Raw genomic sequence first — 23633 nt, 5'->3', positions numbered from 1 at the left:
TGGCGGCGGGTTGCCACCCGATATGACAGATGCCCGAAGGTCTTCCTATCAGCAATCGCACTCGCGGCTACCATCTTGTTTTGGGTGTAAATCAATGAGTCTGGAGCCTAGCATGAAATCCTCAGAAAACGCGTCACTCGATTGTTCGGGGCCGGTCATCGATACTGTCGTTCTCGTCCTGTTCGCCACCTTTGTACATCAGGAAACATCCTTAGAGATCAAAAACTGGGGCTGCTGGCCCCAGTAGAGAAATCCCGAATTGTGCGAATATTTTCTTGCCGGTGTTATTTCTGCTAGCGAACCCCTGTTCCGATTGCAGTGATTAACGGATTTTTCAGCCACGGGCTATTTTGAAGAACACGCTTTGCACATTAAGTCGAAACTTTGGGTCCGAGATGTGCAAAACACACTTACACAGTCAATAACTCTATCATTTTAAAGGGAAAATTTACAGCGTAAGCTTTCGGGATCATAGTCGAGGGAGGGCTCTATGAATCGCAAGACAACACGTAAGCCCAAGGAACAAGTACGACTTTTGCGTTGGGATCAAGTCGTCGACAAACTACACGCGTTGGGTATGGACGACGTTAATAAGACTTGGATCGACAACAAGACTAACCGTGGCGAACTGCCGTTCGTAAAGGTTGGTAAGTATAGGAGATATCGAGAAGATTTGTTGGACAAAGAAATTGAAAAGTGGGTTCGAGATGCGAAGTGGTGACAAGGAACAATCTACGATATGCATGTGGTGTTACCGTGTATCGTAGGTTCCTTAATTGTTTTAAAACAGTAACTTAAGCGTACTTTTCTGTAATATTTCTTTTCCGGCCCCAGTTTTGCCCCAGAATGTTAGGCGAAATTGCGCGAGTCTTCAGCCAGATTCGAAATTGGTATTCCGTCAAGTATTTGATTTTATTGGAAAATAATGGCTGGGGTGGTAGGATTCGAACCTACGATACACGGTACCAAAAACCGCTGCCTTACCACTTGGCTACACCCCAACGGTGAGCGGCTATCTACGATTGTTGTTGGCGGGGATCAAGAGCGTTTTGTCAAAAAATTCAGGTTGAACGGATTTTTTTCAGGGCGGTCATTTGGTGTCGATCAACACGGCTCCGGTCCGGTTTCCATCCTGCACCATTGCATGAGCAGACGCGCATTCCTCAAGTGCAAAGACCTTTTGAACAGGGCATGTCAAAGCGCCATCCGCCAAGGCCTTGTGAAGGGTCTTCACGGCATTGGCGCGAAGAACCGGTGGAAGAAGATAAATCAGAATGGTCTCAAGCGTCATGGCTTTGAACATCATCGGCCCGAACGGAAACACGGGGGTCATGTCTTGGGCAGAGCCATAGGCGTTGATGCGGCCATTCTCGGCGATGACCGCAGCGTTTGTTTGAATATTCCGGCCGAATTCGACGTCGATAATTCGGCCGATTGTCTTTCCTCCATTTGCATCGAGAATTTCTGAGGAAAGATCCTTGTTGGCGTAATCAATCACGATATCTGCGCCGGCTTCCCTGACCCGGTCAAAGTTGCGAGGGCTGGCGGTCGCGATCACGCGCGCGCCGGCCCATTTGGCAAGCTGAACGGCCAGAAAGCCGACGGTGCCCGCGCCACCGTGTATCAAGATCGTATGCCCATCGGGGCGGCCGCCTGAAAACACCGCATGGCAGGCGGTGAGGCCGGGGATGCCCAGAATCGCGCCGGTCTGCAACGATACCGCATCCGGCAGAGCCACGGCCTGCGCATCGGGAAGGGTAATGTGGCTGGCGGCGGTGCCGAAAGGGCGTTGCCATTGCCCGTTCCAGATCCACACGCGCTGCCCGATCCGAGATGCGGATACTCCGTCGCCAACGGCCGAAATCACACCGGCGCCGTCACTGTGCGGGATGATCAGGGGGAACAGCGGCTCTGTCACGCCCGGTCTGGTCCCGGCGCGGGCTTTGACGTCGGAGGGGTTCACTCCGGAAAAGGACAGCTCTACCGTGACCTCGCCCGGACCCGGCGGGACCGGAGGGAGGTCCTGTATCCGCAGGACATCGGCCGGGTCTCCGAAGGTGGAATATGTAACTGCGCGCATGATCGCCTCCGTTTTGGTTGAGTTTCACAGCATACCGGCGGGAAACTCAAACACCTTGTCGCGTGTCCGCAACGCGGGGGAAGCTCGGCCCTGTGGTTATTCGCGAATTTCGGACGGGTCGACACCCCAAAGGTTCGCCTTCAAGGTCCAACCCCGATACCCGCCGGCGGTGATCCGGCACCAGTCCAGCGAACAGGTTCCCAGTCGGGCCACGACCCCGGATTCGAAATGCGCATTCACTGGCGCGTTCGGATCGGGTCGGGCATAGACAGGCAGCATTTCGGATTCAACCAGCACTGTCCGAACACCCGACAGCAGGGCATAGTGAACCCAGCCTCCGGCGCCGTCGCGGTCCTGAACCCTTCGCCAGTTGCCGTATTCAGCAGTGACCTGAAGCGGCATTCCGCGCCGTTTGAACACCCAGTCGATTCGATGTGTCAAAGAAGGTCCGCGTCGCACGTTGCCTTCTGCTGCTTTCATCGAGACATAACGGGGCAGGGGCAGGTTGGTAACGGATCCACGTTTCACGTCGGCATGCGCGGCCCATGCGCCGAACATGATCAGAAATACGGATAGTGCCGCCAGACAGCGGCGATTTACCGGTCGAATACCACTCACTGACTGCCTGCTCTTATGCCTGTTGATCCGGTTTCGAAAAAAGGTCGACTCAATGCCAAAGGGGTTCTTGTGCCCCGCCTTATCCTGCGTCACGATGCCATGGCGCGCGTCCGTTTGCAAAGCAGTGGGAGGGCCGAAGTGCCAAGAGAACGTTTGAGTGTTGTCGTTACGCGACGGTTGCCCGAAGCGGTCGAAACACGGTTGAGCGAGTTGTTTGATGTGCGCTTGCGCGACGATGACACTCCGATGACGCGCGAGGAACTGGTGGCCGCCGTACAGGAAGCTGATGTCCTGGTGCCTACGGTAACCGATGCGATTGATGGCGGTCTGCTGGGCCAGGCGGGCGAAAGGCTGAAGCTCATCGCCAATTACGGTGCCGGTGTCGACAATATTGACGTGTCCACCGCACGCCAGCGTGGAATTCTGGTGTCGAACACGCCGGGGGTCCTGACCGATGACACCGCCGACATGACCATGGCCCTGATTCTGGCCGTCACCAGACGCATTCCCGAAGGTCTGAGCGTGATGCAGCAGGGAGATTGGTCCGGCTGGGCGCCCACCGCTTTTCTGGGAGGCCGTATCGGTGGTCGTCGTCTGGGCATTCTGGGCATGGGCCGGATCGGGCAGGCGGTGGCGCGGCGTGCGAAAGCGTTTGGAATGCAGGTCCATTATCACAACCGCCGCAGGTTGCGCACCGAGACCGAGCAGGAGCTGGAGGCAACCTATTGGGAAAGCCTGGATCAGATGGTCGCGCGGATGGATGTGATCTCGGTCAATTGCCCCTCAACGCCGTCGACCTTCCATCTGATGAACGCACGTCGTCTGAAACTGATGAAACCCTCGGCAGTGATCGTCAACACGTCACGTGGTGAAGTTGTGGACGAAAACGCCCTGACCCGGATGATCCGCGCAGGTGAAATTGCGGGGGCGGGGCTGGATGTCTACGAACAGGGCACTGACGTGAACCCGCGCCTGCGGCAGCTGCCCAATGTGGTTCTGTTGCCTCATATGGGATCAGCCACGCTCGAGGGTCGGGTGGAGATGGGCGAGAAGGTCATCATCAACATCAAGACCTTCGAAGACGGCCACCGCCCGCCGGACCAGGTTGTGCCGGCGATGCTCTAGCGCTCTGGAAAGGAGCAGGAATGGACGTCTATGAAGGAGGGTGCCGTTGTGGAAATCTGCGCATCAGAGCTTCGGGTCGTCCACTGCGGGTCGGAATCTGTCACTGTCTGGACTGCCGCAAGCATCATGGCGCGGTGTTCTATGCGGCGGCCGTTTTCCCGGACGACAGAATAGAGGTTTCCGGCGAAACGCGTGGTTATGCTGACAGGTATTTTTGCCCTGGCTGCGGCTCTCCGGTCTTTGCGCGTAGCGGAACCGAAGTGGAGGTGCATCTTGGATGTCTTGATGTGCCAGATCAGTTGACGCCAACATATGAAAGCTGGGTCTCCCGGCGTGAAGCGTGGTTGCCCGAGTTCTGCGGTATGACCCGTTATGATCGGGATCGATTGGCAGACGACGCAAAGGCTTAACGCGTGCTGCGGACGTCTGCTGTGTGTTGATGGCGTGCAGCTTGGACTTGCTCAGAGCGTGCTCGGCGCGCAGTTTTGAAAATCAGGGATGTATCGGAGGATTTGATCAGATGAGACGTGTTTCAGTTCTACTATTTTCTGCATTTTGTTTTGCTGCTCCGGGGGTCGCTCAGGAAGCGGCCGATGCCGTTGCACCCGAAACGGTCACGGAAGGGCAGGTACAGGCCATGACCGACGAGGTCATCGCGGCGCTCGAGGCCAAACTGGATGGCGTTCCGGTCACGTCCCAGAACTGGATGGTTGCCGCGGCCAACCCGCTGGCGGTGGAGGCCGGCGCCAGAGTATTGCGCGCAGGTGGGTCTGCCGCAGACGCCATGGTTGCGGTGCAGGTCGTGCTGGGCCTGGTCGAACCGCAATCTTCGGGCTTGGGCGGCGGTGCGTTTCTGGTCTGGTACGATGCAGCGACCGGTCAGATGACAACTCTGGACGGGCGTGAAACGGCGCCGCTGGCGGCCACACCGACCCTGTTTCAGGACGAAAACGGTGAGCCGCTGAAATTCTTCGATGCGGTTGTCGGTGGGCTGTCCGTGGGGACGCCGGGCACACCTGCCTTGCTGCAAGAGGCGCATCGTCGCTGGGGGCGTTCATCATGGCCCGGATTGTTTGCCGATGGAATCCGGTTGGCGGATGAAGGGTTCCTGGTGTCCCCACGTCTGGCTAGCCTGGTCGAAAAAGATGCCGAGCGTTTGTCGCGCTTTCCGGAAACGGCCGCGTATTTTCTGCCGGGGGGCGCACCGCTGCAACAGGGGCAGCGCCTGATGAACCCCGCTTACGCCGAAACACTGCGTGTGCTCGCCCGCGATGGGGCGGCTGGATTCTACGGCGGTGAGATTGCAGCGGATATCGTGCGCACGGTTCGCAACGCGCCGGGCAATCCCGGTGTTCTGTCCGGTGCGGATCTTGCGCTGTATCAGGTGATCGAGCGCGAGCCGGTTTGCGCGGAATACCGCGCCTATGAAGTCTGCGGCATGGGCCCGCCGTCGTCGGGTGCGCTGACCGTGGGGCAAATTCTGGGAATGCTGAACAGCCATGATCTGGCGGCCATGGGGCCGGAAAGCGCCGAGGCCTGGCGGTTGATCGGAGACGCTTCGCGCCTCGCCTTTGCGGACCGCGGCCGGTACATGGCCGACAGCGATTTCGTGCCCATGCCGACCAAGGGGCTGGTTGACCCGGCCTACCTGTCGCAACGTGCGGAATTGCTGAACACCGAAGGCGCGCTGGCAGATGTCGAACCCGGTCAGCCGGAATTCGACCACGCGCTGAACTGGGCGGATGATGTGTCGCTTGAGCTGCCTTCGACCTCGCATATCTCGATCGTGGACGGCTATGGCAACGTGCTGTCGATGACCACGACCATCGAAAACGGCTTTGGCTCACGCCTGATGACGAACGGGTTCCTTTTGAACAACGAACTGACGGATTTTTCGTTCAAGACCCACAGCGATGGGGTGCCGATCGCCAACCGGCTGGAGCCTGGAAAACGCCCGCGTTCGTCCATGAGCCCGACAATCGTGATGCAGGATGGCGCGCCGGTTCTGGCGATTGGCTCGCCGGGCGGCAGTCGGATCATCGGCTATGTGGCCAAGTCGATCATCGCATGGGCCGACTGGGGTATGGATGTGCAACAAGCCGTATCGCTGCCGCATCTCGTCAATCGTTTCGGGATATATGATGTCGAGGCCGGGACCTCTGCCGAAGGCTTTTCCGACGGGCTGACCCAGTTTGGGTTCGAGGTAAATCCGCGTGACCTGACATCTGGTCTTCACGCCATCGAAATCGGCGACGGGCTGAGCGGTGGCGCTGACCCCCGTCGCGAAGGGATTGCGCTGGGCGAATAGGGCCTCGGTATTTGTGGGGATTGCCCACATTTGGTGGGCCCTTTAGTCATGAACTGAAGGGCCCGCGACGTGCCGGGACAGGGGAGGATGACGATGGTGCAGGCGACCGCTTTGCCTCGGAATGAAACAGGTATCGAAACCGTCATAGGCGTTCTGAAACAACGTTTTGGCGACAGGCTGCAAACGGGTGCCGCGATCCGTGAACAGCACGGGCACACTACGACCTGGATCGAAAACCAGAGCCCGGATGCTGTGGTTTTCCCGCATACAACGCAGGACGTGTCGGAAATTGTCAAAACCTGTGGCGCGCACCGGGTGCCGGTGATTCCCTTTGGCACAGGAACGTCGCTGGAAGGGCATGTGAATGCGCCAGCGGGGGGGATCTCGGTCGATCTGATGCAGATGGACAAGGTGCTGGCCGTCCACGCCGAAGATCTGGATTGTGTGGTGCAGCCCGGCGTCACGCGCGAGGCGCTGAACACCCATTTGCGGGATCAGGGTTTGTTCTTTCCGATTGACCCGGGGGCGAACGCCTCGCTGGGCGGTATGGCCGCGACCCGCGCGTCGGGCACCAATGCGGTGCGATACGGTACGATGCGGGACAACGTTCTCAGCCTCGAGGCGGTCATGCCGGACGGCCAGATCATCCGTACCGGTCACAGGGCCAAGAAGTCTTCGGCCGGGTATGATCTGGCACGCCTTCTGATCGGGGCAGAAGGCACGCTGGGTATCATCACCGAGCTGACTCTGCGCTTGCAGGGCATCCCCGAAGCGATCAGCTCGGCCAGGTGTTCCTTTCCTTCGGTCGATGCAGCGTGCCGCGCGGTTATGATGACCATTCAGTATGGCATTCCGGTCGCCCGAATAGAGTTGCTGGATGAAATGTCCGTTCAGGCGGCAAATGCCTATTCCGGGCTGAGCCTGCCGGAAACGCCATTGCTGCTGCTGGAATTCCATGGCTCTGAAACCGGTGCGGCGGAACAGGCCGAGACCTTTGGTCAGATCGTCCAGGAATTCGGCGGTACTGACTTTGCTGCGACCTCGACCACGGAAGAGCGGAACAAGCTTTGGCAGGCGCGCCATGATATGTATTGGGCGTGTCTGCAACTGCGCCCCGGCGCGCGTGGTATTTCAACGGATGTCTGCGTGCCGATCTCGCGCCTGGCGGAATGTGTGACCAGCACTCAGCAGAAGGCAGCCGATCTTGGTTTGCTCGCGCCAATGGTGGGGCATGTGGGGGATGGGAACTTTCACTCGCTTCTTTTGATCGACATGCAGAACACCGAAGAAGTCGCCAAGGCCGAAGAGTTTGTCGGGTGGTTGAACGACCTGGCAATTTCAATGGAGGGCACCTGTACAGGTGAACACGGAATCGGTCAGGGCAAGCGGCCATACCTTATAAAGGAACTGGGCGCCGCCACGCAGTATATGGCCGCAATCAAGGCTGCTTTGGACCCCGAGAACATCATGAATCCCGGTAAGGTATTATCCGGCCAACCCTAGCGGTTTTCGCGTTCTGGCCCGTATTGCGCCTTCAAATCGTCCACATGTTCTGGTCTCACCGACTCGGTTAGGAACAGGTGGCTGACATGAGCGTAAAATATCTGGCAGGGTTTGCAGCGATCTGCGGGGTCGCCATTGTTGGGCTGGACTATTATCAGCAGGCCAAGGCATCCGAGAGCGGGATGGGCTTCAAGGGTTATGTTGCCTCGGTATCCGCGCGTGTCGGGATTTCGGAAAGTCGGCTTGAAGCAGATGCCCAACCTTCACAGTCCGAGGAACCTGCGGCCAAGACACCGTCAGAGGAAGTTCGGAAACTTGTCTGCACCACGATCGGGACAAGCAAGCGCTGTCGCTCCAGCGGTTGAGATCAGGGATTTCATGTCAGATCTGCGACCCGCATTCGATGATCGGGTCGTTTTTTTCATATCACTGGTCGGATGAATGTCGCGCGACCCCCCTCAAGTGCGCCATATGGTGTCAACTGATTTCAAGGGGAGACGCCCGGTTATGAAAACCCAAGTCAAAGCACTGGTCGTTGGCGGCGGCGCCGTTGGGACCTCGATTGCCTATCATCTGGCCAAAGCAGGTTGGGATGATGTGATGTTGATCGAACGGGACGAGCTGACGTCCGGGTCCACCTGGCACGCGGCTGGTCTGCTGCCATTGTTCAACATGTCCTATGCGACAACTCACATCCACAAGTACTCGGTCGACTTCTACAAGACGCTGGAAGAAGAAACCGGGCTGAACGCGGGCTTTGCCGTCGTCGGCAACCTGCGCATGGCACAGACGCAGGAGCGTATGGACGAGTACATGCTCTACGCCTCCACCGCCGAAACCTGCGATGTTGCCTATGAGTGGCTGACCCCCGAGCAGATCAAGGAACGCTGGCCGCTGATCGAGACATCGGACCTGAAGGGCGCAATCTACCATACCGAAGACGGGTACATTAACCCCGCTGATGTGACACAGGCGATGGCCAAGGGGGCCCGTCAGCGTGGCGTCGAGATCGTGCGCAAGATGCAGGCGGATGCCTTCCACTGGAACGGCACCCATTGGGAAGTTACCTGCACCAAGATGGTGGAAAAAGGCGGCAACCTTGTCGAAAGCGACGAAAAGGTTGTAATCACTGCCGAACATGTTGTCACTGCATCGGGCAACCACGCACAGCGCACCGCCAAGATGCTGGGCATCAAGATGCCGGCAATCCCCGTCGAACACACCTTCATCGTCATGGACAAAGACCCTGAACTGGTCAAATGGCGCGAAGCAGGCAACCCCGAACACCCCGTCGTGCGCGACGCCGACAACGAATCCTACGCCCGTGAAGAACGCGGCGGCTGGATTCTGGGTATCTATGAACATGGCGCCCCCGCCCGGTTTGAACACGGTGTGCCGGACAGCTTCCGCGCGGATCTGTTCCCGCTGGATCTGGATCGGATCGCGGATCAGTACATGGCCATGGCCGAGCGCGTGCCGTCCTGTGCTGAATCCGGCCTGAAAGACGATTTCAACGGCCCGATCTGCTATACGCCTGACGGCAACCCGCTGGTCGGCCCTGCGCCGGGCCTGCGCAACATGTGGCTGGCCGAAGGTTTCAGCTTTGGCATCACCGCGGCAGGCGGCACCGGCTACTATCTGGCGCAGATGATGGTCGATGGCGAAGCCGAGATCGACATGGCCTCGCTGGACCCCAAACGCTATTCCAGCAACTGGATGACCACCGAGTTCGCGGCCCGCAAGAACGAAGAGTGCTATGAGCACGTCTATATCCTGCACCACCCCGATGAAGAGCGTGAGGCCTGCCGTCCGCTGCGCACCGTTCCGGCCTACGACCGTCAGAAAGCGCGCGGCGCGCAGTTCGGCTGGGTCAACGGCTGGGAACGTCCGAACTATTTCGGCCCGCTGGACGCGCCGGACAACTTTGACAAGCAAAGCCGCAGTTTCCGTCGTGGCGGCTGGTGGCAATATGCCGTCGAAGAGGCGAAAGCGATCCGCGAAGGCGTTGGCCTGATCGACGCGTCGGCCTTCACCAAACATGTTGTCAAAGGCCCCGGTGCGACCCAGTTCCTGGATTGGTTCACCTGCAACAAGCTGCCCAAGGTCGGTCGTATCAACCTGACCTACGCGCTGACCTCGCACGGCACCACCCGCACCGAATACACCATCGTCCGCAATGGCGAGAACAACTACTATATCGTCTCTGCCGGAGCCTGGACCGAGTACGACGCCGACTACCTGCGCAAGGCGGCCGAGGACAAGATGGAGGAGTTCGGTTACATCGAGATCCAGGACGTGACCACCCAGTGGGGCGTCTTCGCCATCGCCGGCCCCAAGTCGCGCGACGTTCTGAAAGAGGTCATCAAGGACGCCGATCCGGAAACCGCCCTGTCCAACAAGCGCTTCCCGTGGCTGTCGGCGCGCCAGATCGAACTGGGCATGTGCCCGGTCAACGCGATCCGTGTGGCCTATACCGGTGAGCTGGGTTGGGAACTGCACCACCCGATTGAGATGCAGAACTACCTGTTCGACCTGCTGGAAAAAGCCGGTGAAAAGCACGGTATGAAGCTGGTCGGTGCGCGTGCCCAGAACTGGCTGCGTCAGGAGAAATCCTATCGCGCCTTTGGCACCGAACTGGGCCGTGACGCGACCCCGCTGGAGGCCGATCTGCCGCGCTTTGTCGACTTGTCGAAAGACTTCTACGGCAAGGCCAAGCTGGAAGAGACCGGCGTGCGCGTGAAGTGCTGCACCTTGCTGATCGACGGTCCGGCCGATGCTGACCCGTGGGGCCGCGAGGCGCTGTATACGCCGGAAGGCGAGCGCGTGGGTCGTCTGACCTCGGGCGGCTATTCGGTCGCGTTCGAGAAGTCCATCGGCATGGGCTATGTGAAGCCTGAACTGGCGGTCGAAGGCACAAAGCTGAAGGTCAAGATGCAGGACAAGCTGTGGGATGCGGTCGTGACCTGCGACAGCCCCTACGACCCGAAAAACGAAACCATCCGCAAGGACGGTTGATCGAAGAAAGGCCCCGGAAACCTTCGGGGCCTTTTCTTTTTGTCATCCAGACAGTTCGTCAAAGCATTCCAGCGCCTTGGCCGCGTACATCATGGCTGGGCCACCGCCCATCTGGATCGCCATAGCCAACACGTCGGACACTTCTTCCCGTGTCGCACCGGCCTTGATCAAAGCTTCGGTGTGCAGGGTGATGCAGGGTTCGCATCGCAGGGTGACCGACATGCCCAACGCAATGAATTCCTTGGTCTTGTAGTCGAGCGTCCCGCCCTCTTTGACGGCTTTGCCAAGCGCTCCGAATGCGCGTGTCGTATCGGGTATGGATCCGTTCAGGTTTAGCAAACTCTTTCGTGTTGCCGAGAGTTTTTCTTGCCATGCCATTGCTGAGTGCCCTTCTTCATATCTAGCAACTGGAATATGAATTGGGATGCGGTTGTTTGACTTTGATCTCGATCAGACGTCAGGGCGTTCGGCAACGAATGCAAGATTGTTTGCAGGCATTTCGACCGGTGCCAGCGTGTGCAGGCCGACGTTTTCGAAAAGGTCCAGAATGTCCTCGTCGTTTTTGTAGCCGATTTCCGGATCTTGCTGAATCAAAGCCTTATGAAAGCGGACATCCCCGTCACTGATGAGTTTGCCCGAACGTTTGAACGGGCCGTACAAGATGAACCGCCCCTTTGGTGACAGGGATTGGGCGACTTCTGAAACGAGGGTTCTGGTTTCCTGCCAACTGATCAAGTGAATCAAGTTGATCAGAACGATCAGATCCCGGCCGAAAAACCGCCGGTGCCAGCCTGATATCGTTGAATCCAGTTCTGCGACAGGCGTGACATTTGGCAGGTTGCGGGTATAGGCGTCGATACTCACGCGCCGCTCAGGGTCAACTTCCGAAGGCTGCCAGGTCAGCCCTGGCAGCACTTCGGCGAAGGCCCTGACATGCTGACCGGTTCCACTTGCGATTTCCAATGCGTGGCCCTGGGACGGGGCCCATTCTTGCAACACAGCACACAGGGCGTCCGTGTTCCGGGATGCTGCCGGGGCCACCAGCTTACCATCTTCAGACGCATTGGCGACGCTTGCAGAAGAGGGGAGGCTGCGTTTGATCATCGTTTAAGCCTGTCAGGGGTCAACATGCCTACTGTGTCAGGTTCCAGCTCGGGTGTGTTTCCGACAACAAGATCGCACAAAAGTTGCGAGGCCGCCGGTGAGGTTTGAAAGCCATACCCGCCCTGGCCGCCGCACCAGACAAACGAAGGGTCCAGCGGGTCGCGCCCAAGCACCAAGGTCCCGTCCGGGGCAAAACTGCGCAATCCTGCCCAATTCGTTTCAACTCTTGTGACAGGCTCGGTCATCAGCTCCTCATACCGTGCCAGACCCTCTGCCAGCACCATATCATCGGCATAGGCATCCTGTGGCGCAACCGGATCGGCTTCGGATGGTGAGACCAGCAGCTTGCCCGCATCCGGTTTGGCGTACCATGTTTCGCCGGCGCCCAGCATCATCGGCCAGACAGATACGTCATGCCCTCCGGGGGCGGGTAGGCGGGCCATCGACCGGCGGCGAGGTGTGATACCGATACCGGGCAGCCCTGCAAACTGTGCAACCTCATCTACCCAGGCCCCGGCTGCGTTGATCAGAGTGCGGGCTTCAAAGATCTCACCGGCCTCAACCGCCCAGTGTTTTTCTTTTCGAATGGCGGTGACTCTGCTTTTCGTCGAAACCGTTCCCCCGTTTTGCCGGATGGTCCGGGCGAAATCCTGCAACAGGCGATCCGTATCGATATCAAACGCCGCTTCGCTGATGGCTGCAAACCCGACCTTGTCCGGGTTCAGGATCGGAACGCGCGACATGGCCTGATCCATCGGTATTTTCACCATGTTCAGATCGGCGCAATCGGCTTCAAACATGTCGGGCTGGTCAATTGCTCCGACCAGCATCAATCCGCGCGGGGTCAGGTAACCGCCATTCTGCGTGTGAAGAAAGGCAGCCCCCGCTTTGTTCAGGGCGACGACCGAAGGCGGTCCATAACTTTCTTCGAACAAGGCCGCTGACCGGCCCGACGCGTGATAGCCCAGGGCGTCTTCCGCTTCCAGAACCATCACGGTTCCGTGTTGCGACAGGCGCGCACCGGCGCTCAGCCCGGCGATGCCGCCTCCGATTATCAGGAAATCAATCATGACTTGCGATCCATCCTGTACAGAGACGCAACAGGTTTCTTGAGTTTCATGCTGGCGCCAAAGCTCCTCGTTCGCCACGCGTTTGGGTTCCCGGACTATAAGCAGCCTTGAAATTGTGCTTCAACCCGGTCAAAGAAGTATCAAATTATACAGGAGGGTAAGGTGACCGCAGCAGACCTTCATCCAATGGCCACGGGGCATATTCCCAGATACGTTGTCGCAGCTGACGGAAGCGATTACCTTTTCTCCGCCATGGTCGTTTTCTTTGTCGTTCTGGTGGTGCTGATCGGTGTCGGATACCTGACGCTGCATTCGGTTCCCGAAAAAATGGCCCACGAAAACAATCACCCGCAATTTCAGTTGGTGGGTATTCTGGCGCTGCTGGCGTTGTTTACACATAACGGGCTTTTCTGGATTGCCGCGATATTGGTGGCAGGGTTTCAGTTTCCGGATTTCGCCACCCCGCTTCGAAACATTGCCGATGCCATTCGTTCTCTGGGTCGGTCACCTGTTCCGGAACCGGTGCCTGAAACAACGGTGCCGGCATCGCCAGAATCCGAACCCAGCGACGCGCAGGAGCAAGCCACATGATCGAGACCATGCTCTGTGCCCTGATAACGGTGCTGCCCGACTATCTGTTCCGCCGTTTTGTACAGGGCAAGCGGATCGGTCACGAGATTACCTTGTTCACCATGTGGTACGAACTGCGTTGGGGTTTGACCACCTGTGCCATTCTGGCGCTGACCGTCATCACCACGCTGTTTTACTTCCATCCGGCCAGCAAAACCGCGGCATCCTATTTCCGGACGGTGACCATTCTGCCGCAATTGGGCGGCCGTGTTTCCGAGGTTTTCGTCAAGAACAACGAACTGGTAACTGCGGGTCAACCGATTTTCCGGATCGAGGATTTCAGCCAGACTGCCCAGGTTCAGGCGGCAAATGCGCAGATTGCACAGGTGCAGGCCTCGCTTAAGGTTGCGCAAACCGATTTGGCCGAGGCGGAAGCTGGAATTGCAGGTGCCAAGGCAGCCCTTGCGCAGTCTCTGGAGGATCTTGAGCGCAACACGACCTTGCGCGACGAAGGTTCAAGCGCCGTAAGGCTGGCCGAGATTGAGAGGCTGGAAAACCTTGTCGCCGAGCGAGAGGCCCAGGTTCTTGCAGCGGAATCCAAACGTGCTGCGGTTGAGCAGCAGATCGAAGAACTGATCCCCGCGCAACTGGCCAGTGCCATTGCGCAACTGGATGCTGCACAGACCGAGTTGGACAAGACGGTGATCACCGCGGGCGTCACAGGGCGGGTCGAACAGTTCGGCCTTCAGGTCGGTGACTACGTAAGCCCGTTGCTGCGCCCCGCGGGCATTCTTGTGCCATCGCACACAGGGCATGATCGTTTTCAGGCCGCTTTCAACCAGCTGTCTGCCCAGGTGATCAAGCCGGGCATGATTGGTGAACTGGGTTGCATGACCAAGCCATTCACCGTGATCCCCACAGTGGTGGTCGAGGTGCAGGATGTCATCCCGTCCGGCCAGATCCGCCCATCGGACGAATTGCGGGACGTGCAGACCAACAACAATCCGGGCTCGATTCTGGTTTATTTGGAGCCGCTGTACAAAGGTATGGCCGATGACATTCCGCCAGGCAGCAATTGTCTGGCCAATGTCTACACAGACAACCACGAGCGGTTGGAGCACGAGGATCTGGGCTTTTGGGAGGCGGCCTTTCTGCACGTGGTCGACACGATCGGCGTGGTGCATGCCGCGGGTCTGCGCCTGCGTTTGATCCTGATGCCGGTGAACACTCTGGTTTTGACCGGGCATTGATCTGATCTTGGCAATCCGAACGCGAAGGGCCCGGCAAGTTTCGCCGGGCCCTTTGGTTTTTACAGCGCTGCTTTGAACAGCTGCGTCAGGTTGTCTTTCGTCAGCTCAATCGGGTTGCCGCCGCATGAAGGATCGATGATCGCCCCTTCGACAAGCTCTGGGATTGAGGCTTCGGTCACACCCAAGTCGGACAATGTGCGGGGGATGCCAAGGCTGTCGTTGAAATTCTGCACGAAGGTGCGGAAACCATCGAAGCCGCCGTCGATGCCCAGATATGCCGCAGCTTGCTGAAACCGGTCTGCAATGGCCGGGGCGTTGAAGTCCAGCACAGCGGGCATGCAGACCGCGTTCGTGGTGCCGTGATGGGTATTGAATACCGCACCAATTGGGTGGCTCATCGCGTGGATCGCGCCAAGGCCCTTCTGGAAAGCCGTTGCGCCCATGGCAGCGGCGCTCATCATCTGGGCGCGGGCCTCGATATCGGCGCCGTCTGCATAAGCACGTGGCAAATACTCCTTCACCAGTCGCATACCCTCCAGCGCGATGCCCTGGCTCATCGGGTGATAATGCGGGCTCGAGAAGGCTTCGACGCAATGCGCGAAGGCGTCCAGCCCTGTTCCTGCCGTGATGAACTTGGGCATCCCGACGGTCAGCTCCGGGTCGCAGATCACCACCGTTGGCAGAACCTTGGGATGAAAGATGATCTTCTTGGCATGGGTCTCGGAATTGGTGATGACGCTCGCGCGGCCCACTTCCGATCCTGTCCCTGCGGTGGTCGGAACGGCAATGATTGGCGCGATAACGTCGGCATCGGCTCGTGTCCACCAGTCGCCGATATCCTCGAAATCCCAAACGGGGCGCGTTTGACCGGCCATGAAGGCGACCATCTTGCCCAGATCCAGCCCAGAGCCGCCGCCAAAGGCGATCACCCCGTCATGGCCACCTGCGTTATAGGCCGCAACTCCGGCTTCAAGGTTCTTCTCGTTCGGGTTGGGGTCCACATCGCTGAACAGGCCGCGGCCAAGACCGGCCGCCTCCATGATATCCAGTGTCGCGCTGGTGATGGGCAGATCGGCCAGCCCCTTGTCCGTGACCAGCAATGGTCTCTTCATTCCGGCGGCGGCGCAGGCTTCGGGCAACTCCCTGATGCGCCCGGCTCCGAATTTGATGGCGGTCGGATAGGACCAGTTTCCAACAAGTGTCATGTCAGGTTTCCTTTGCAAAATAAGGCCTGCTTCGGCGAGGGGGTGGGTCCGAAGCAGGCCGTCGTCCTTAGCCCGTTACCTTTTTGAGGTGGTAGGATTTGGGACGTGTCAGGTTGTGATATCCGATGACGGACAGACCGCCGCCGCGCCCGGTATTCTTGCAGCCCGTCCAGCACAGGCCGGGGTCCAGATAATCGGCGCGGTTCATGAACACGGTCCCTGTTTCGATCCGGTCACCTACCCGCGCCGCACGATCCACATCAGCGGTCCACAGGCTGGCAGTCAGGCCAAACTCACTGTCATTCATCAATGCGATGGCCTCTTCGTCCGAGGACACTTTCATGATGCCCACCACGGGCCCAAAGCTTTCGTCCCGCATCACGCGCATGTCATGGGTGACATTGGTCAGGATTTGCGGTGTCACGTACGCGCCACCATCGTCTTCAGCGAAGGTGTCGATATGCGTGACCGCACCGGCTGCAACGGCCTCGGCGATCTGGGCTCGTACCTCATCGGCAAACCGGACATTGGCCATCGGGCCAATCGTTGTCTCGGCATCCAGCGGGTTGCCCAGCTTGTAACCCTTCACGATCTCCACCGCCTTGGCGACAAAGTCATCATAGAGGCTCTCGTGAACATAGATCCGCTCGATTCCGCAACAACACTGGCCCGAGTTGAACATCGCACCGTCAATCAGCGTGTCGACCGCGGCATCCAGGTCGGCGTCGTCCATGACATAGCCGGGGTCCTTGCCGCCCAGCTCGGTGCCGACGCCAGTAAACGTGCCCGCCGCGGCACGTTCCATCGCCTGACCGCCGCCGACTGATCCGGTAAAGTTCACGAAATCAAACGCATTGCCCGCGATCAGGTCGTTGGTCACGTCATGGCTCAGGAACACATTCTGGAATACGTCCTCGGGCACACCTGCCGAATGGAACGCCTTCGCCATGCGCTCGCCCACCAGCAACGTCTGTGTCGCATGTTTCAGGACGACCGTGTTGCCCGCAATAAGCGCCGGTGCGACCGTGTTGATCGCCGTCATGTAGGGATAGTTCCAGGGCGCCACCACAAAGACCACCCCATGAGGAATGCGCTTGATGTAGCGCTTGAACGTTTCGTCCTCGCCGACCGCGATATCTGCCAGGGACGTCTCGGCAATCTCCGCCATATGGCTTGCGCGTTCGTTGAATCCACCGAACTCGCCGCCATAACGCACCGGGCGACCCATCATATGGGCCAGTTCCGGCACGATCTCATCGTTCATGGCGCCAACGGCGGCCACACCCGCCATCACAAGATCGATCCGCTCCTGCAACGGACGAGCTGCCCATTCCGCCTGAGCAGCCCGAGCACGCGCCGCGGCCCCGAACGCGGCCTCTCGCGACAACACTTCACGTTCGGCATAAACCGATCCGTCGATCGGCGAGACACATTTCAACATCTGCCCCATTTTCACTCCATTTCCGAAAGAAACAGGATACCTGCTTCATCTGGCCAAAATATCCCGGGGGTCTGGGGGCAGAGCCCCCAGCGCGACCCGACCTCACGCCCGCTCGAATCCGCGGGCGATTTCCCAATCCGTGACCACGCGCTCGAACTCCTCGATCTCGACCTCCGCGGCACGGGAATAGTGGTCGACGACGTCATCGCCCATGGCCGCGCGCAACATGACCGATCCGTGCAGCGCATCCCGTGCCGCACGAAGGTTGCCCGGAATCATGGCAGTCTCACCCTGATAAACGTCGCCCTTGGTCGGCGGTTGCAGATCCAGCCCTTCCTCGATGCCCGCGATCCCTGCAGCCAGCATGCCAGCCATCGCCAGATAGGGGTTCATATCCGACCCTGGAATTCGGCACTCGACACGCACGGCCTTGGTGCCGTCACCGCACAGGCGGAACCCGGCGGTACGGTTGTCCACGGACCAGATGATCCGCGTCGGCGCGAAGGTACCTTTCATGAAGCGTTTGTAACTGTTGATGTAGGGCGCCATGAAATAGGTGTAATCAGGGGCATATTTCAGCAAACCAGCCATATAACTTTTCATCAGCGCAGACATGCCCAGATCGTCCCCCGCGTCATAGAAGGCAGGCTGTCCATCCGCCCACAGTGACTGGTGCACATGGGACGAACTGCCGACTTTCTCATGGTGCCATTTCGGCAGGAAAGTCGCTGCGTGACCATGTTGCCACGCGATCTCTTTCACGGCGTTCTTGGCGATCGAATGATACTCGGCTGTATCCATCGCGGGTGCGTATTTGATGTTCAGCTCTTCCTGTCCGGTCTCGGCCTCACCTTTGGAGTTCTCAACCGGAATGCCCGCATCCCACAGATGGTTGCGGATCGGGCGCATCACATGTTCTTCCTTGGTGGTCTGAAGGATGTGATAGTCTTCGTTATAGCCCGAGATCGGCTCCAGATCGCGGAAACCTTCTTTACGGATCTGGTCAAAACTCTTTTCGAACAGGAAAAACTCAAGCTCGGTCGCCGTCATGGCGTCATAGCCCATGGCTTTCAAACGGTTGACCTGTTTTTTCAGGATTGAACGTGGCGCGTGCGGCACTTCCTCGTGCGTGTGATGATCCAGCACGTCACACATCACCATCACCGTGCCTTCAAGCCAGGGCACCGGGCGCAGGGTGCTGAGGTCCGGTTTCATGACATAATCGCCATAGCCCCGTTCCCAACTGGTCGAGGCATAGCCATCGGGTGTCGCCATCTCCAGATCGGTGGCCAGCAGGTAGTTGCAGCAATGGGTCTCTTCCCATGCGCCTGCCACGAAATGGCCCGCGTGAAAGCGTTTGCCCATCAAGCGGCCCTGCATGTCCACCATGCAGACCAAAACCGTATCAACCGAACCTTCGGATACCTGCGTTTTCAGATGTTCGAACGTGAGCATGTGCCACCTTTGTCTTTGCCGAATTCCTTCATCGGCCATTCGTTCTGTCAGACCCGCCCCCATGCAAGGGGCGGGTCGCTTGGCCAATTCTTAGCCGTAGCGGTAGGGCCGTCCAGCCTTGAGCATGTCGGCGTTGTACTGTTTGAAGATTTCAACGACCTTCGCCTTGGTTTCGGATTCGGCTGCGATCTCGTCCCAGAAGGCAACGGCCGCGGCTTCGACGGTTGCCCACTCGTCGTCTGGAATCGACGTCAGTTGCATCTTGTCTCCGTTGACGCGCAGGCTGGCTTCGCCGCCCCAATACCACCACTGACGATAATAGTGGGACTGATCGGTGCAGACGCGGAACAGTGTCTGCAAATCTTCGGGCAGCTCGTTCCAGCGATCCATGTTGGCAAAGAACGAACCGGCCCAGGCGCCCGAGATGTTGTTGGTCAGGAAGTAATTGGTCACATCCGCCCAGCCGACAGTGTAGTCTTCGGTGATGCCGGACCACGCGATACCGTCCAGCTCGCCGGTTTGAACCGCGACTTCGATGTCTTCCCAGGGCAGGGTGACCGGCACAACGCCGAACTGAGACAGGAAGCGGCCCGCGGTCGGGAAGGTAAACACACGTTTGCCCTGAAGATCCGCCAGGCTGTTGATCGGGTCCTTCGTTGCAAAGTGGCACGGGTCCCAGGCACCGGCCGAGATGTGCTTGACGCCGACTTTCGAGTATTCCTCGTCCCAGATCTCGTTCAGCCCGTACTGGTTGAACAGAACCGGCACGTCCAGCGAATAGCGCGAGGCAAAGGGGAAATAGCCGCCGAACACGGTGACCTCGGTGGGTGACGCCATCGAGTCATCATCCGACTGAACGGCATCAATCGTGCCGCGCTGCATGGCGCGGAACAGCTCGCCTGTGGGCACCAGCTGGTCGGCATAGAACAGCTCGATCTGCATCCGGTCTCCGGCGATCGTGTTGAACATCTTGATGGCCGGGTCGATCACGTGTTCGGCCAGCGCCGGGCCGGCATAGGTCTGCATCCGCCATCTGATGGTCGATTGCGCCAGTGCAGGCGTCGCCAGAGCAGCGGCGGGAGCGGCCGCAGCACCTTTCAGAAATGTACGTCTGTTCGTCATTCTCTCTCTCCGTTGGTCAGTTTCGATTTTGCGGGAATTGCCCGCGAAGCCCCGGTTTGACCCGGGATCATTTGTTGTAGATGTATTCAGGCAGCCAAAGTGCGATCTGCGGGAATGCCATGATGATCGCCAGCGCCAGCGTCATCACCAACACGAAGGGCAGGATCGAACCGTAAATGTCGCGCAGTGAAATCTCTGGCGGCGCCATCGCTCGCATCAGGAACAGGTTGTAGCCGAAGGGCGGTGTCATATAGGCGATCTGGGTGGTGATCGTATACAGAACCCCATACCAGATCAGGTCGAACCCCATTGCGCCCACGAGTGGCACGTACAAAGGCGCGACGATCACCAGCATGGCCGTGTCGTCCAGAAACGTGCCCATCAGAATAAAGCTGAGCTGCATCAAGATCAGGATCACCCACGGGTTGAGGCCCAGCCGCTCGGTAAACAGGTTCTCGATTGCCCGAACGGCGCCCAAACCGTCGAATACAGCGCCAAAGGCAAGCGCAGCCAGGATGATCCACATGAACATACAAGTGATGCCCAAGGTTGACCGCACAGAGGTCTCGAAAACCTCACGTGTCATACGACCCTTGAGGATGGCAGCGGCGAACGCCGTCAAGGCACCGATGGCCGAGCTTTCGACCAGCGAGGTCCAGCCGTTGACGAAGGGCACCATCATCGCGGCAAAAATACCCAAGGGCAGCAGGCCCGCGCGCAACAGGCGCAGTTTCTCTGCCATGGGCACGTCGCGGTCCTCGGCTGACAAGGCGGGCCCCAAGGCCGGGTTGATGCGGCAGCGGATCACGATGTAAAGGATGAACATTGCGGCCATCATCAGCCCGGGAAGCAGCCCGGCAAGCCAGAGCTGCCCGACAGGCTGGCGCGCGATCATCGCGTAAAGAACCAGCACGACAGAGGGCGGCACTAGGATACCCAATGACGATCCGGCTTGTATCACCCCGGTCACCATCTTCTTGTCATAGCCGCGTTTCAGCAGTTCCGGCAGCGCAATGGTCGCGCCGATGGCCATGCCTGCGACACTCAGCCCGTTCATGGCCGAGATCAGCACCATAAGGCCAATCGTGCCTATTGCGAGCCCGCCATTCAGGCCCCCCATCCAGACGTGGAACATCTTGTACAGATCGTCTGCGATTTTGGATTCGGCCAGAACGTAGCCCATGAAGATGAACATCGGCAGGGTCAGCAGCGGGTACCATTTCATCAGCTTCATGGCGGCTGAAAAGCCAATGTCATAGCCGCCGCGATCCCCCCACAGAAACAGGGCGGCCATCACGGCGACAAAGCCAATCGCGCCAAAAACGCGCTGCCCGGTCAGCAGCATCAGCATCATGGTCGAAAACATCAGGATGGCGATCAACTCGTACGACATCAGATCACCTCGCGCGGGATGTCATCGCCCCTGAGGCGCAGAATATCTTTGAACAGTTCCGAGATCGCCTGAAGCAACATCAGGAACAGACCCACGACCATGATGACCTTGATTGGCCACAGGTATGGACGCCACGCGGTCGGGCTGCGTTCGCCATATTGCAGCGAATAGCTCAGCGAGTCGTATCCGCCATAGATTATCACGCCCAGGTAGATGATCAGGAAAAGGACGGTGATCGCATCCGTCCACGCTCGGCGACGGTCGGACCATTCGCCGTACAGAAGATCCATGCGGACGTTGGACCCCATCTGAATCGAATAGGGGCCGCCCAGAATGTAATAGGCGACCATTGCGAACTGGGCCATTTCCAGGGTCCACAGCGATGGCAGGAAAAAGGTTTTTGAGATCGAGGACCAGAGCAGGATGCCCATCATGACGAAGATGCCGTACATGACGACGCGTCCGATCCAGCGGTTCGTGCGGTCAATGACCGCCACATATCCCCGCATGAAATTCATCCCGATACCTCTGCTCTCATGGTTTCGCCTCTGCGTGCGATAAGTCTTTGATGACTGATTGCAGAATTGGCGTCAGCAATCCCGCAATGCGGTTTACACCTTCTGCTGTGTCGATCAGATTGTTTCGAACTTCGATCATGACATTTGGAAGGCCGCGCCGGACCGCGTGTTCGCGCAACGTGTGCGTGACGCCATCCGTGGCCGAGTAAGGTTCGTTCAAAGCCACGCGCAATCCCGAGCTTTCCGCGTGGCTCAGCATCAGCTGCGCGGCGCGGTCGTCTTCGTCATGAAGAATCCCCAGCTCTACCGTTCGGGGGGTTCCCTTGTAGACAGGCGTGAAACTGTGGATCGTGATGACAACCGGAGGTTCGGACCGTTCGTCCAAAGTGGATGAAACCAGCGTTTTGAAAGGCTCATAGACGTCGCGGACCCTTTGGGCGCGCTGTGCATCTGTCAGGTTCTTATTTCCGGGAATGGAAAACACTTCGCTGACCTGCGGCATGGCATCTTCGCGTTCGGGCGGGCGGTTGCAGTCATAAACAAGGCGACTGACGCGCGAGTGGACCAGCGGCGCATCCAAAGCACCCATCAGCTCCACCGACAGGTCCAGCGCGCCGATGTCCCAGGCCGCATGAGAGCTTGCCGCCGCCTCATCCAGCCCCAATCCATCCAGCGCAGCAGGAATAAACCGGCTTGCATGTTCGCATATCAGTACAGCAGGCGCGCGACCGTGCGCGTTGAGCACGCGGGCTGCCGGGGCTTCTGTCGGCTGTAGCAATGATGACTCGGTCTCGTGACACATAGGTAGCATTTGTTACAGCAACTTCTCACCTGTCAAGAAAATTTCTGTAGACAAAATTTCAAACGAACATATTCTGTAACAAATTCAAGAAACGAGGGCGCCGATGGCCACCGTTGCCAAACTTGTCAAACAGCGGATTCAGGATGAGCTGGACGATCTGACACGGTCTGAACGTCAATTGGCCTCGGTCCTGTTGCAGGATTATCCGATGGCCGGTTTGCAATCGATCACCAAGCTGGCCGCCGCGGCGCAGGTTTCGACCCCGACCGTCATTCGCATGGCGCGCAAGCTTGGGTTTGACGGATTCCCCGACTTGCAGGATGCGCTGCGCGAAGAGGTGGCCGCGCAGATCAAGAAGCCGATCTCGAAACGGGACGCCTGGGTTGTGGATGATGAGGCAGAACATCCGACAACGCGCTTTGCCCAGGCAGTATGGACCAACATGCGCCACACGCTGGAACGTCTGGACAAGGAGATGTTCGATGCCGTCGCGCGTCTTTTGGCCGAGACAGAGCGCCATCTTTACGTCGTTGGTGGCCGCATCACGCGGTCAAACGCGGATTATCTGTTCAATCACATGCAGATCATCCGGCCCAATGTGACGATGTTGGGAAATTCGGCGAATGTCTGGCCGCAATACCTTCTGGACATGGATGAATCATCCGTTCTGGTGATCTTCGACATCCGCCGTTACGAGGCGCATCTGGAGAAGCTGGCACAGGTTGCCTCGGGCCGCGGCGTCACTGTTGTTCTGTTTACGGACCAATGGGGTTCGCCGATCGGAAAGACCGCCAATTATTCCTTCCACGCACTGGTCGAGGCGCCATCCAGTTGGGATTCGACCATTGCCTTGCAGTTGATCTCGGAAACGCTGATTGCCGAAGTTCAAGAGGCACGTTGGGAAGAAAGCAAGGAGCGGATCGAAGAACTGGAACGGTTCTTTTCCTCGACCCGGATATTTCGCAATCAGGACTGACGGGCCGGGCAGTATCGGAAAAATTGCACCGCTAAATTTGCCACTTCCGGCTTGACGATCCCGAAAGCATGACTTAAC

22 protein-coding genes, 1 tRNA gene and 1 pseudogene are annotated in these 23633 nt (G+C 58.5%); 11 read left to right on the top strand and 13 right to left on the bottom strand.

Features of this window, described 5'->3' with window-relative positions; all coding sequences use genetic code 11:
• Both AC2FNN_RS13675 and AC2FNN_RS13670 read left to right on the top strand, forming a co-directional pair.
• Positions 1 to 90 (top strand): annotated as a pseudogene (locus AC2FNN_RS13675) (IS5/IS1182 family transposase); the annotation flags it as partial.
• A gap of 400 nt (positions 91 to 490) precedes the next feature.
• Complete coding sequence (locus AC2FNN_RS13670; RefSeq protein WP_496759096.1) at positions 491 to 721, top strand: hypothetical protein; 231 nt, start codon at positions 491 to 493, stop codon at positions 719 to 721.
• A 205-nt stretch (positions 722 to 926) separates the two neighbouring features.
• Here the strand turns inward: AC2FNN_RS13670 and AC2FNN_RS13665 are convergent.
• The 3 genes from AC2FNN_RS13665 to AC2FNN_RS13655 form a co-directional block, all read right to left on the bottom strand.
• Positions 927 to 1001: transfer RNA gene (locus AC2FNN_RS13665), tRNA-Gln, on the bottom strand.
• An 89-nt stretch (positions 1002 to 1090) separates the two neighbouring features.
• Positions 1091 to 2080 (bottom strand): NADPH:quinone reductase, encoded by a 990-nt coding sequence (locus AC2FNN_RS13660; RefSeq protein ID WP_496759095.1) that lies wholly within the window; start codon positions 2078 to 2080, stop codon positions 1091 to 1093.
• Positions 2081 to 2176: 96 nt separating this feature from the next.
• Positions 2177 to 2638, bottom strand: coding sequence for an SH3 domain-containing protein (locus tag AC2FNN_RS13655; RefSeq protein ID WP_496759097.1), 462 nt, complete (start codon positions 2636 to 2638; stop codon positions 2177 to 2179).
• Positions 2639 to 2836: 198 nt separating this feature from the next.
• Between AC2FNN_RS13655 and AC2FNN_RS13650 the strand changes: the two genes are divergently transcribed.
• The 6 genes from AC2FNN_RS13650 (at position 2837) to AC2FNN_RS13625 (ending at position 10649) form a co-directional block, all read left to right on the top strand.
• Positions 2837 to 3823 (top strand): 2-hydroxyacid dehydrogenase, encoded by a 987-nt coding sequence (locus tag AC2FNN_RS13650; RefSeq protein WP_496759094.1) that lies wholly within the window; start codon positions 2837 to 2839, stop codon positions 3821 to 3823.
• A gap of 20 nt (positions 3824 to 3843) precedes the next feature.
• Positions 3844 to 4233 carry a GFA family protein gene (locus AC2FNN_RS13645; RefSeq protein ID WP_496759093.1) on the top strand — a complete coding sequence of 130 codons (390 nt, stop codon included), beginning with the start codon at positions 3844 to 3846 and terminating at the stop codon, positions 4231 to 4233.
• Positions 4234 to 4343: 110 nt separating this feature from the next.
• Positions 4344 to 6131 (top strand): gamma-glutamyltransferase, encoded by a 1788-nt coding sequence (gene ggt / locus AC2FNN_RS13640; protein WP_496759092.1) that lies wholly within the window; start codon positions 4344 to 4346, stop codon positions 6129 to 6131.
• A 93-nt stretch (positions 6132 to 6224) separates the two neighbouring features.
• Complete coding sequence (locus AC2FNN_RS13635) at positions 6225 to 7634, top strand: FAD-binding oxidoreductase (protein ID WP_496759091.1); 1410 nt, start codon at positions 6225 to 6227, stop codon at positions 7632 to 7634.
• Positions 7635 to 7720: 86 nt separating this feature from the next.
• A complete protein-coding gene (locus AC2FNN_RS13630) occupies positions 7721 to 7999 on the top strand; it encodes a hypothetical protein (RefSeq protein ID WP_496759090.1) in 279 nt (92 codons plus the stop codon).
• A gap of 142 nt (positions 8000 to 8141) precedes the next feature.
• Positions 8142 to 10649, top strand: coding sequence for a GcvT family protein (locus AC2FNN_RS13625; protein WP_496759089.1), 2508 nt, complete (start codon positions 8142 to 8144; stop codon positions 10647 to 10649).
• Between the two features lie 42 nt (positions 10650 to 10691).
• Here the strand turns inward: AC2FNN_RS13625 and AC2FNN_RS13620 are convergent, their stop codons facing one another.
• The 3 genes from AC2FNN_RS13620 to AC2FNN_RS13610 all read right to left on the bottom strand — a co-directional run bounded on the left by AC2FNN_RS13620 (position 10692) and on the right by AC2FNN_RS13610 (position 12823).
• Positions 10692 to 11027, bottom strand: coding sequence for a carboxymuconolactone decarboxylase family protein (locus AC2FNN_RS13620; RefSeq protein ID WP_496759088.1), 336 nt, complete (start codon positions 11025 to 11027; stop codon positions 10692 to 10694).
• A gap of 72 nt (positions 11028 to 11099) precedes the next feature.
• Positions 11100 to 11753 carry a DUF938 domain-containing protein gene (locus AC2FNN_RS13615; protein ID WP_496759087.1) on the bottom strand — a complete coding sequence of 218 codons (654 nt, stop codon included), beginning with the start codon at positions 11751 to 11753 and terminating at the stop codon, positions 11100 to 11102.
• Positions 11750 to 12823, bottom strand: a complete 1074-nt coding sequence (locus tag AC2FNN_RS13610) for an NAD(P)/FAD-dependent oxidoreductase (RefSeq protein ID WP_496759086.1) — start codon at positions 12821 to 12823, stop codon at positions 11750 to 11752. The genes AC2FNN_RS13615 and AC2FNN_RS13610 overlap by 4 nt, the downstream gene beginning before the upstream one ends.
• A 162-nt stretch (positions 12824 to 12985) precedes the next feature.
• On the opposite strand from AC2FNN_RS13610, the gene AC2FNN_RS13605 reads away from it, so the two are divergent.
• On the top strand, positions 12986 to 13414 hold the full coding sequence (locus tag AC2FNN_RS13605) for a hypothetical protein (RefSeq protein WP_496759085.1): 429 nt from the start codon (positions 12986 to 12988) through the stop codon (positions 13412 to 13414).
• Positions 13411 to 14643, top strand: a complete 1233-nt coding sequence (locus AC2FNN_RS13600; protein WP_496759084.1) for an HlyD family secretion protein — start codon at positions 13411 to 13413, stop codon at positions 14641 to 14643. The genes AC2FNN_RS13605 and AC2FNN_RS13600 overlap by 4 nt, the downstream gene beginning before the upstream one ends.
• A gap of 59 nt (positions 14644 to 14702) precedes the next feature.
• Here the strand turns inward: AC2FNN_RS13600 and AC2FNN_RS13595 are convergent, their stop codons facing one another.
• The 7 genes from AC2FNN_RS13595 to AC2FNN_RS13565 form a co-directional block, all read right to left on the bottom strand.
• Positions 14703 to 15848: an iron-containing alcohol dehydrogenase gene (locus AC2FNN_RS13595; RefSeq protein ID WP_496759083.1), complete on the bottom strand. Its 1146-nt coding sequence runs from the start codon at positions 15846 to 15848 to the stop codon at positions 14703 to 14705.
• 67 nt (positions 15849 to 15915) lie between these two features.
• Positions 15916 to 17298 carry an aldehyde dehydrogenase family protein gene (locus AC2FNN_RS13590; protein WP_496759082.1) on the bottom strand — a complete coding sequence of 461 codons (1383 nt, stop codon included), beginning with the start codon at positions 17296 to 17298 and terminating at the stop codon, positions 15916 to 15918.
• 93 nt (positions 17299 to 17391) lie between these two features.
• Positions 17392 to 18744: a glutamine synthetase family protein gene (locus tag AC2FNN_RS13585; RefSeq protein ID WP_496759081.1), complete on the bottom strand. Its 1353-nt coding sequence runs from the start codon at positions 18742 to 18744 to the stop codon at positions 17392 to 17394.
• A 90-nt stretch (positions 18745 to 18834) separates the two neighbouring features.
• The gene (locus AC2FNN_RS13580; protein WP_496759080.1) at positions 18835 to 19866 is read right to left on the bottom strand and encodes a TRAP transporter substrate-binding protein; all 1032 of its coding nucleotides are present in this window, start codon (positions 19864 to 19866) and stop codon (positions 18835 to 18837) included.
• 67 nt (positions 19867 to 19933) lie between these two features.
• The gene (locus AC2FNN_RS13575) at positions 19934 to 21259 is read right to left on the bottom strand and encodes a TRAP transporter large permease (protein WP_496759079.1); all 1326 of its coding nucleotides are present in this window, start codon (positions 21257 to 21259) and stop codon (positions 19934 to 19936) included.
• Positions 21259 to 21777, bottom strand: a complete 519-nt coding sequence (locus tag AC2FNN_RS13570; protein WP_496759078.1) for a TRAP transporter small permease subunit — start codon at positions 21775 to 21777, stop codon at positions 21259 to 21261. The genes AC2FNN_RS13575 and AC2FNN_RS13570 overlap by 1 nt, the downstream gene beginning before the upstream one ends.
• Before the next feature lie 16 nt (positions 21778 to 21793).
• Positions 21794 to 22555, bottom strand: coding sequence for an N-formylglutamate amidohydrolase (locus AC2FNN_RS13565; protein WP_496759077.1), 762 nt, complete (start codon positions 22553 to 22555; stop codon positions 21794 to 21796).
• Positions 22556 to 22682: 127 nt separating this feature from the next.
• Between AC2FNN_RS13565 and AC2FNN_RS13560 the strand changes: the two genes are divergently transcribed.
• Positions 22683 to 23555: a MurR/RpiR family transcriptional regulator gene (locus AC2FNN_RS13560; RefSeq protein WP_171114706.1), complete on the top strand. Its 873-nt coding sequence runs from the start codon at positions 22683 to 22685 to the stop codon at positions 23553 to 23555.
• Positions 23556 to 23633: the final 78 nt, after the last annotated feature.

This window comes from Ruegeria sp. BHSA118 (assembly GCF_059613405.1).
This window is presented reverse-complemented; position numbering and strand designations above follow the sequence as displayed.

What these genes read in the sequence shown, in the direction of transcription:
- AC2FNN_RS13575 (WP_496759079.1), bottom strand. Translation starts at nt 21,259, where the DNA reads ATGTCGTACGAGTTGATCGCCATCCTGATGTTTTCGACCATGATGCTG.
- AC2FNN_RS13660 (WP_496759095.1), bottom strand. Translation starts at nt 2,080, where the DNA reads ATGCGCGCAGTTACATATTCCACCTTCGGAGACCCGGCCGATGTCCTG.
- AC2FNN_RS13585 (WP_496759081.1), bottom strand. Translation starts at nt 18,744, where the DNA reads ATGCTCACGTTCGAACATCTGAAAACGCAGGTATCCGAAGGTTCGGTT.
- AC2FNN_RS13570 (WP_496759078.1), bottom strand. Translation starts at nt 21,777, where the DNA reads ATGAATTTCATGCGGGGATATGTGGCGGTCATTGACCGCACGAACCGC.
- AC2FNN_RS13615 (WP_496759087.1), bottom strand. Translation starts at nt 11,753, where the DNA reads ATGATCAAACGCAGCCTCCCCTCTTCTGCAAGCGTCGCCAATGCGTCT.
- AC2FNN_RS13600 (WP_496759084.1), top strand. Translation starts at nt 13,411, where the DNA reads ATGATCGAGACCATGCTCTGTGCCCTGATAACGGTGCTGCCCGACTAT.
- AC2FNN_RS13560 (WP_171114706.1), top strand. Translation starts at nt 22,683, where the DNA reads ATGGCCACCGTTGCCAAACTTGTCAAACAGCGGATTCAGGATGAGCTG.
- AC2FNN_RS13590 (WP_496759082.1), bottom strand. Translation starts at nt 17,298, where the DNA reads ATGGGGCAGATGTTGAAATGTGTCTCGCCGATCGACGGATCGGTTTAT.
- AC2FNN_RS13610 (WP_496759086.1), bottom strand. Translation starts at nt 12,823, where the DNA reads ATGATTGATTTCCTGATAATCGGAGGCGGCATCGCCGGGCTGAGCGCC.
- ggt (WP_496759092.1), top strand. Translation starts at nt 4,344, where the DNA reads ATGAGACGTGTTTCAGTTCTACTATTTTCTGCATTTTGTTTTGCTGCT.
- AC2FNN_RS13580 (WP_496759080.1), bottom strand. Translation starts at nt 19,866, where the DNA reads ATGACGAACAGACGTACATTTCTGAAAGGTGCTGCGGCCGCTCCCGCC.
- AC2FNN_RS13645 (WP_496759093.1), top strand. Translation starts at nt 3,844, where the DNA reads ATGGACGTCTATGAAGGAGGGTGCCGTTGTGGAAATCTGCGCATCAGA.
- AC2FNN_RS13635 (WP_496759091.1), top strand. Translation starts at nt 6,225, where the DNA reads ATGGTGCAGGCGACCGCTTTGCCTCGGAATGAAACAGGTATCGAAACC.
- AC2FNN_RS13630 (WP_496759090.1), top strand. Translation starts at nt 7,721, where the DNA reads ATGAGCGTAAAATATCTGGCAGGGTTTGCAGCGATCTGCGGGGTCGCC.
- AC2FNN_RS13670 (WP_496759096.1), top strand. Translation starts at nt 491, where the DNA reads ATGAATCGCAAGACAACACGTAAGCCCAAGGAACAAGTACGACTTTTG.
- AC2FNN_RS13625 (WP_496759089.1), top strand. Translation starts at nt 8,142, where the DNA reads ATGAAAACCCAAGTCAAAGCACTGGTCGTTGGCGGCGGCGCCGTTGGG.
- AC2FNN_RS13620 (WP_496759088.1), bottom strand. Translation starts at nt 11,027, where the DNA reads ATGGCATGGCAAGAAAAACTCTCGGCAACACGAAAGAGTTTGCTAAAC.
- AC2FNN_RS13595 (WP_496759083.1), bottom strand. Translation starts at nt 15,848, where the DNA reads ATGACACTTGTTGGAAACTGGTCCTATCCGACCGCCATCAAATTCGGA.
- AC2FNN_RS13655 (WP_496759097.1), bottom strand. Translation starts at nt 2,638, where the DNA reads ATGTTCGGCGCATGGGCCGCGCATGCCGACGTGAAACGTGGATCCGTT.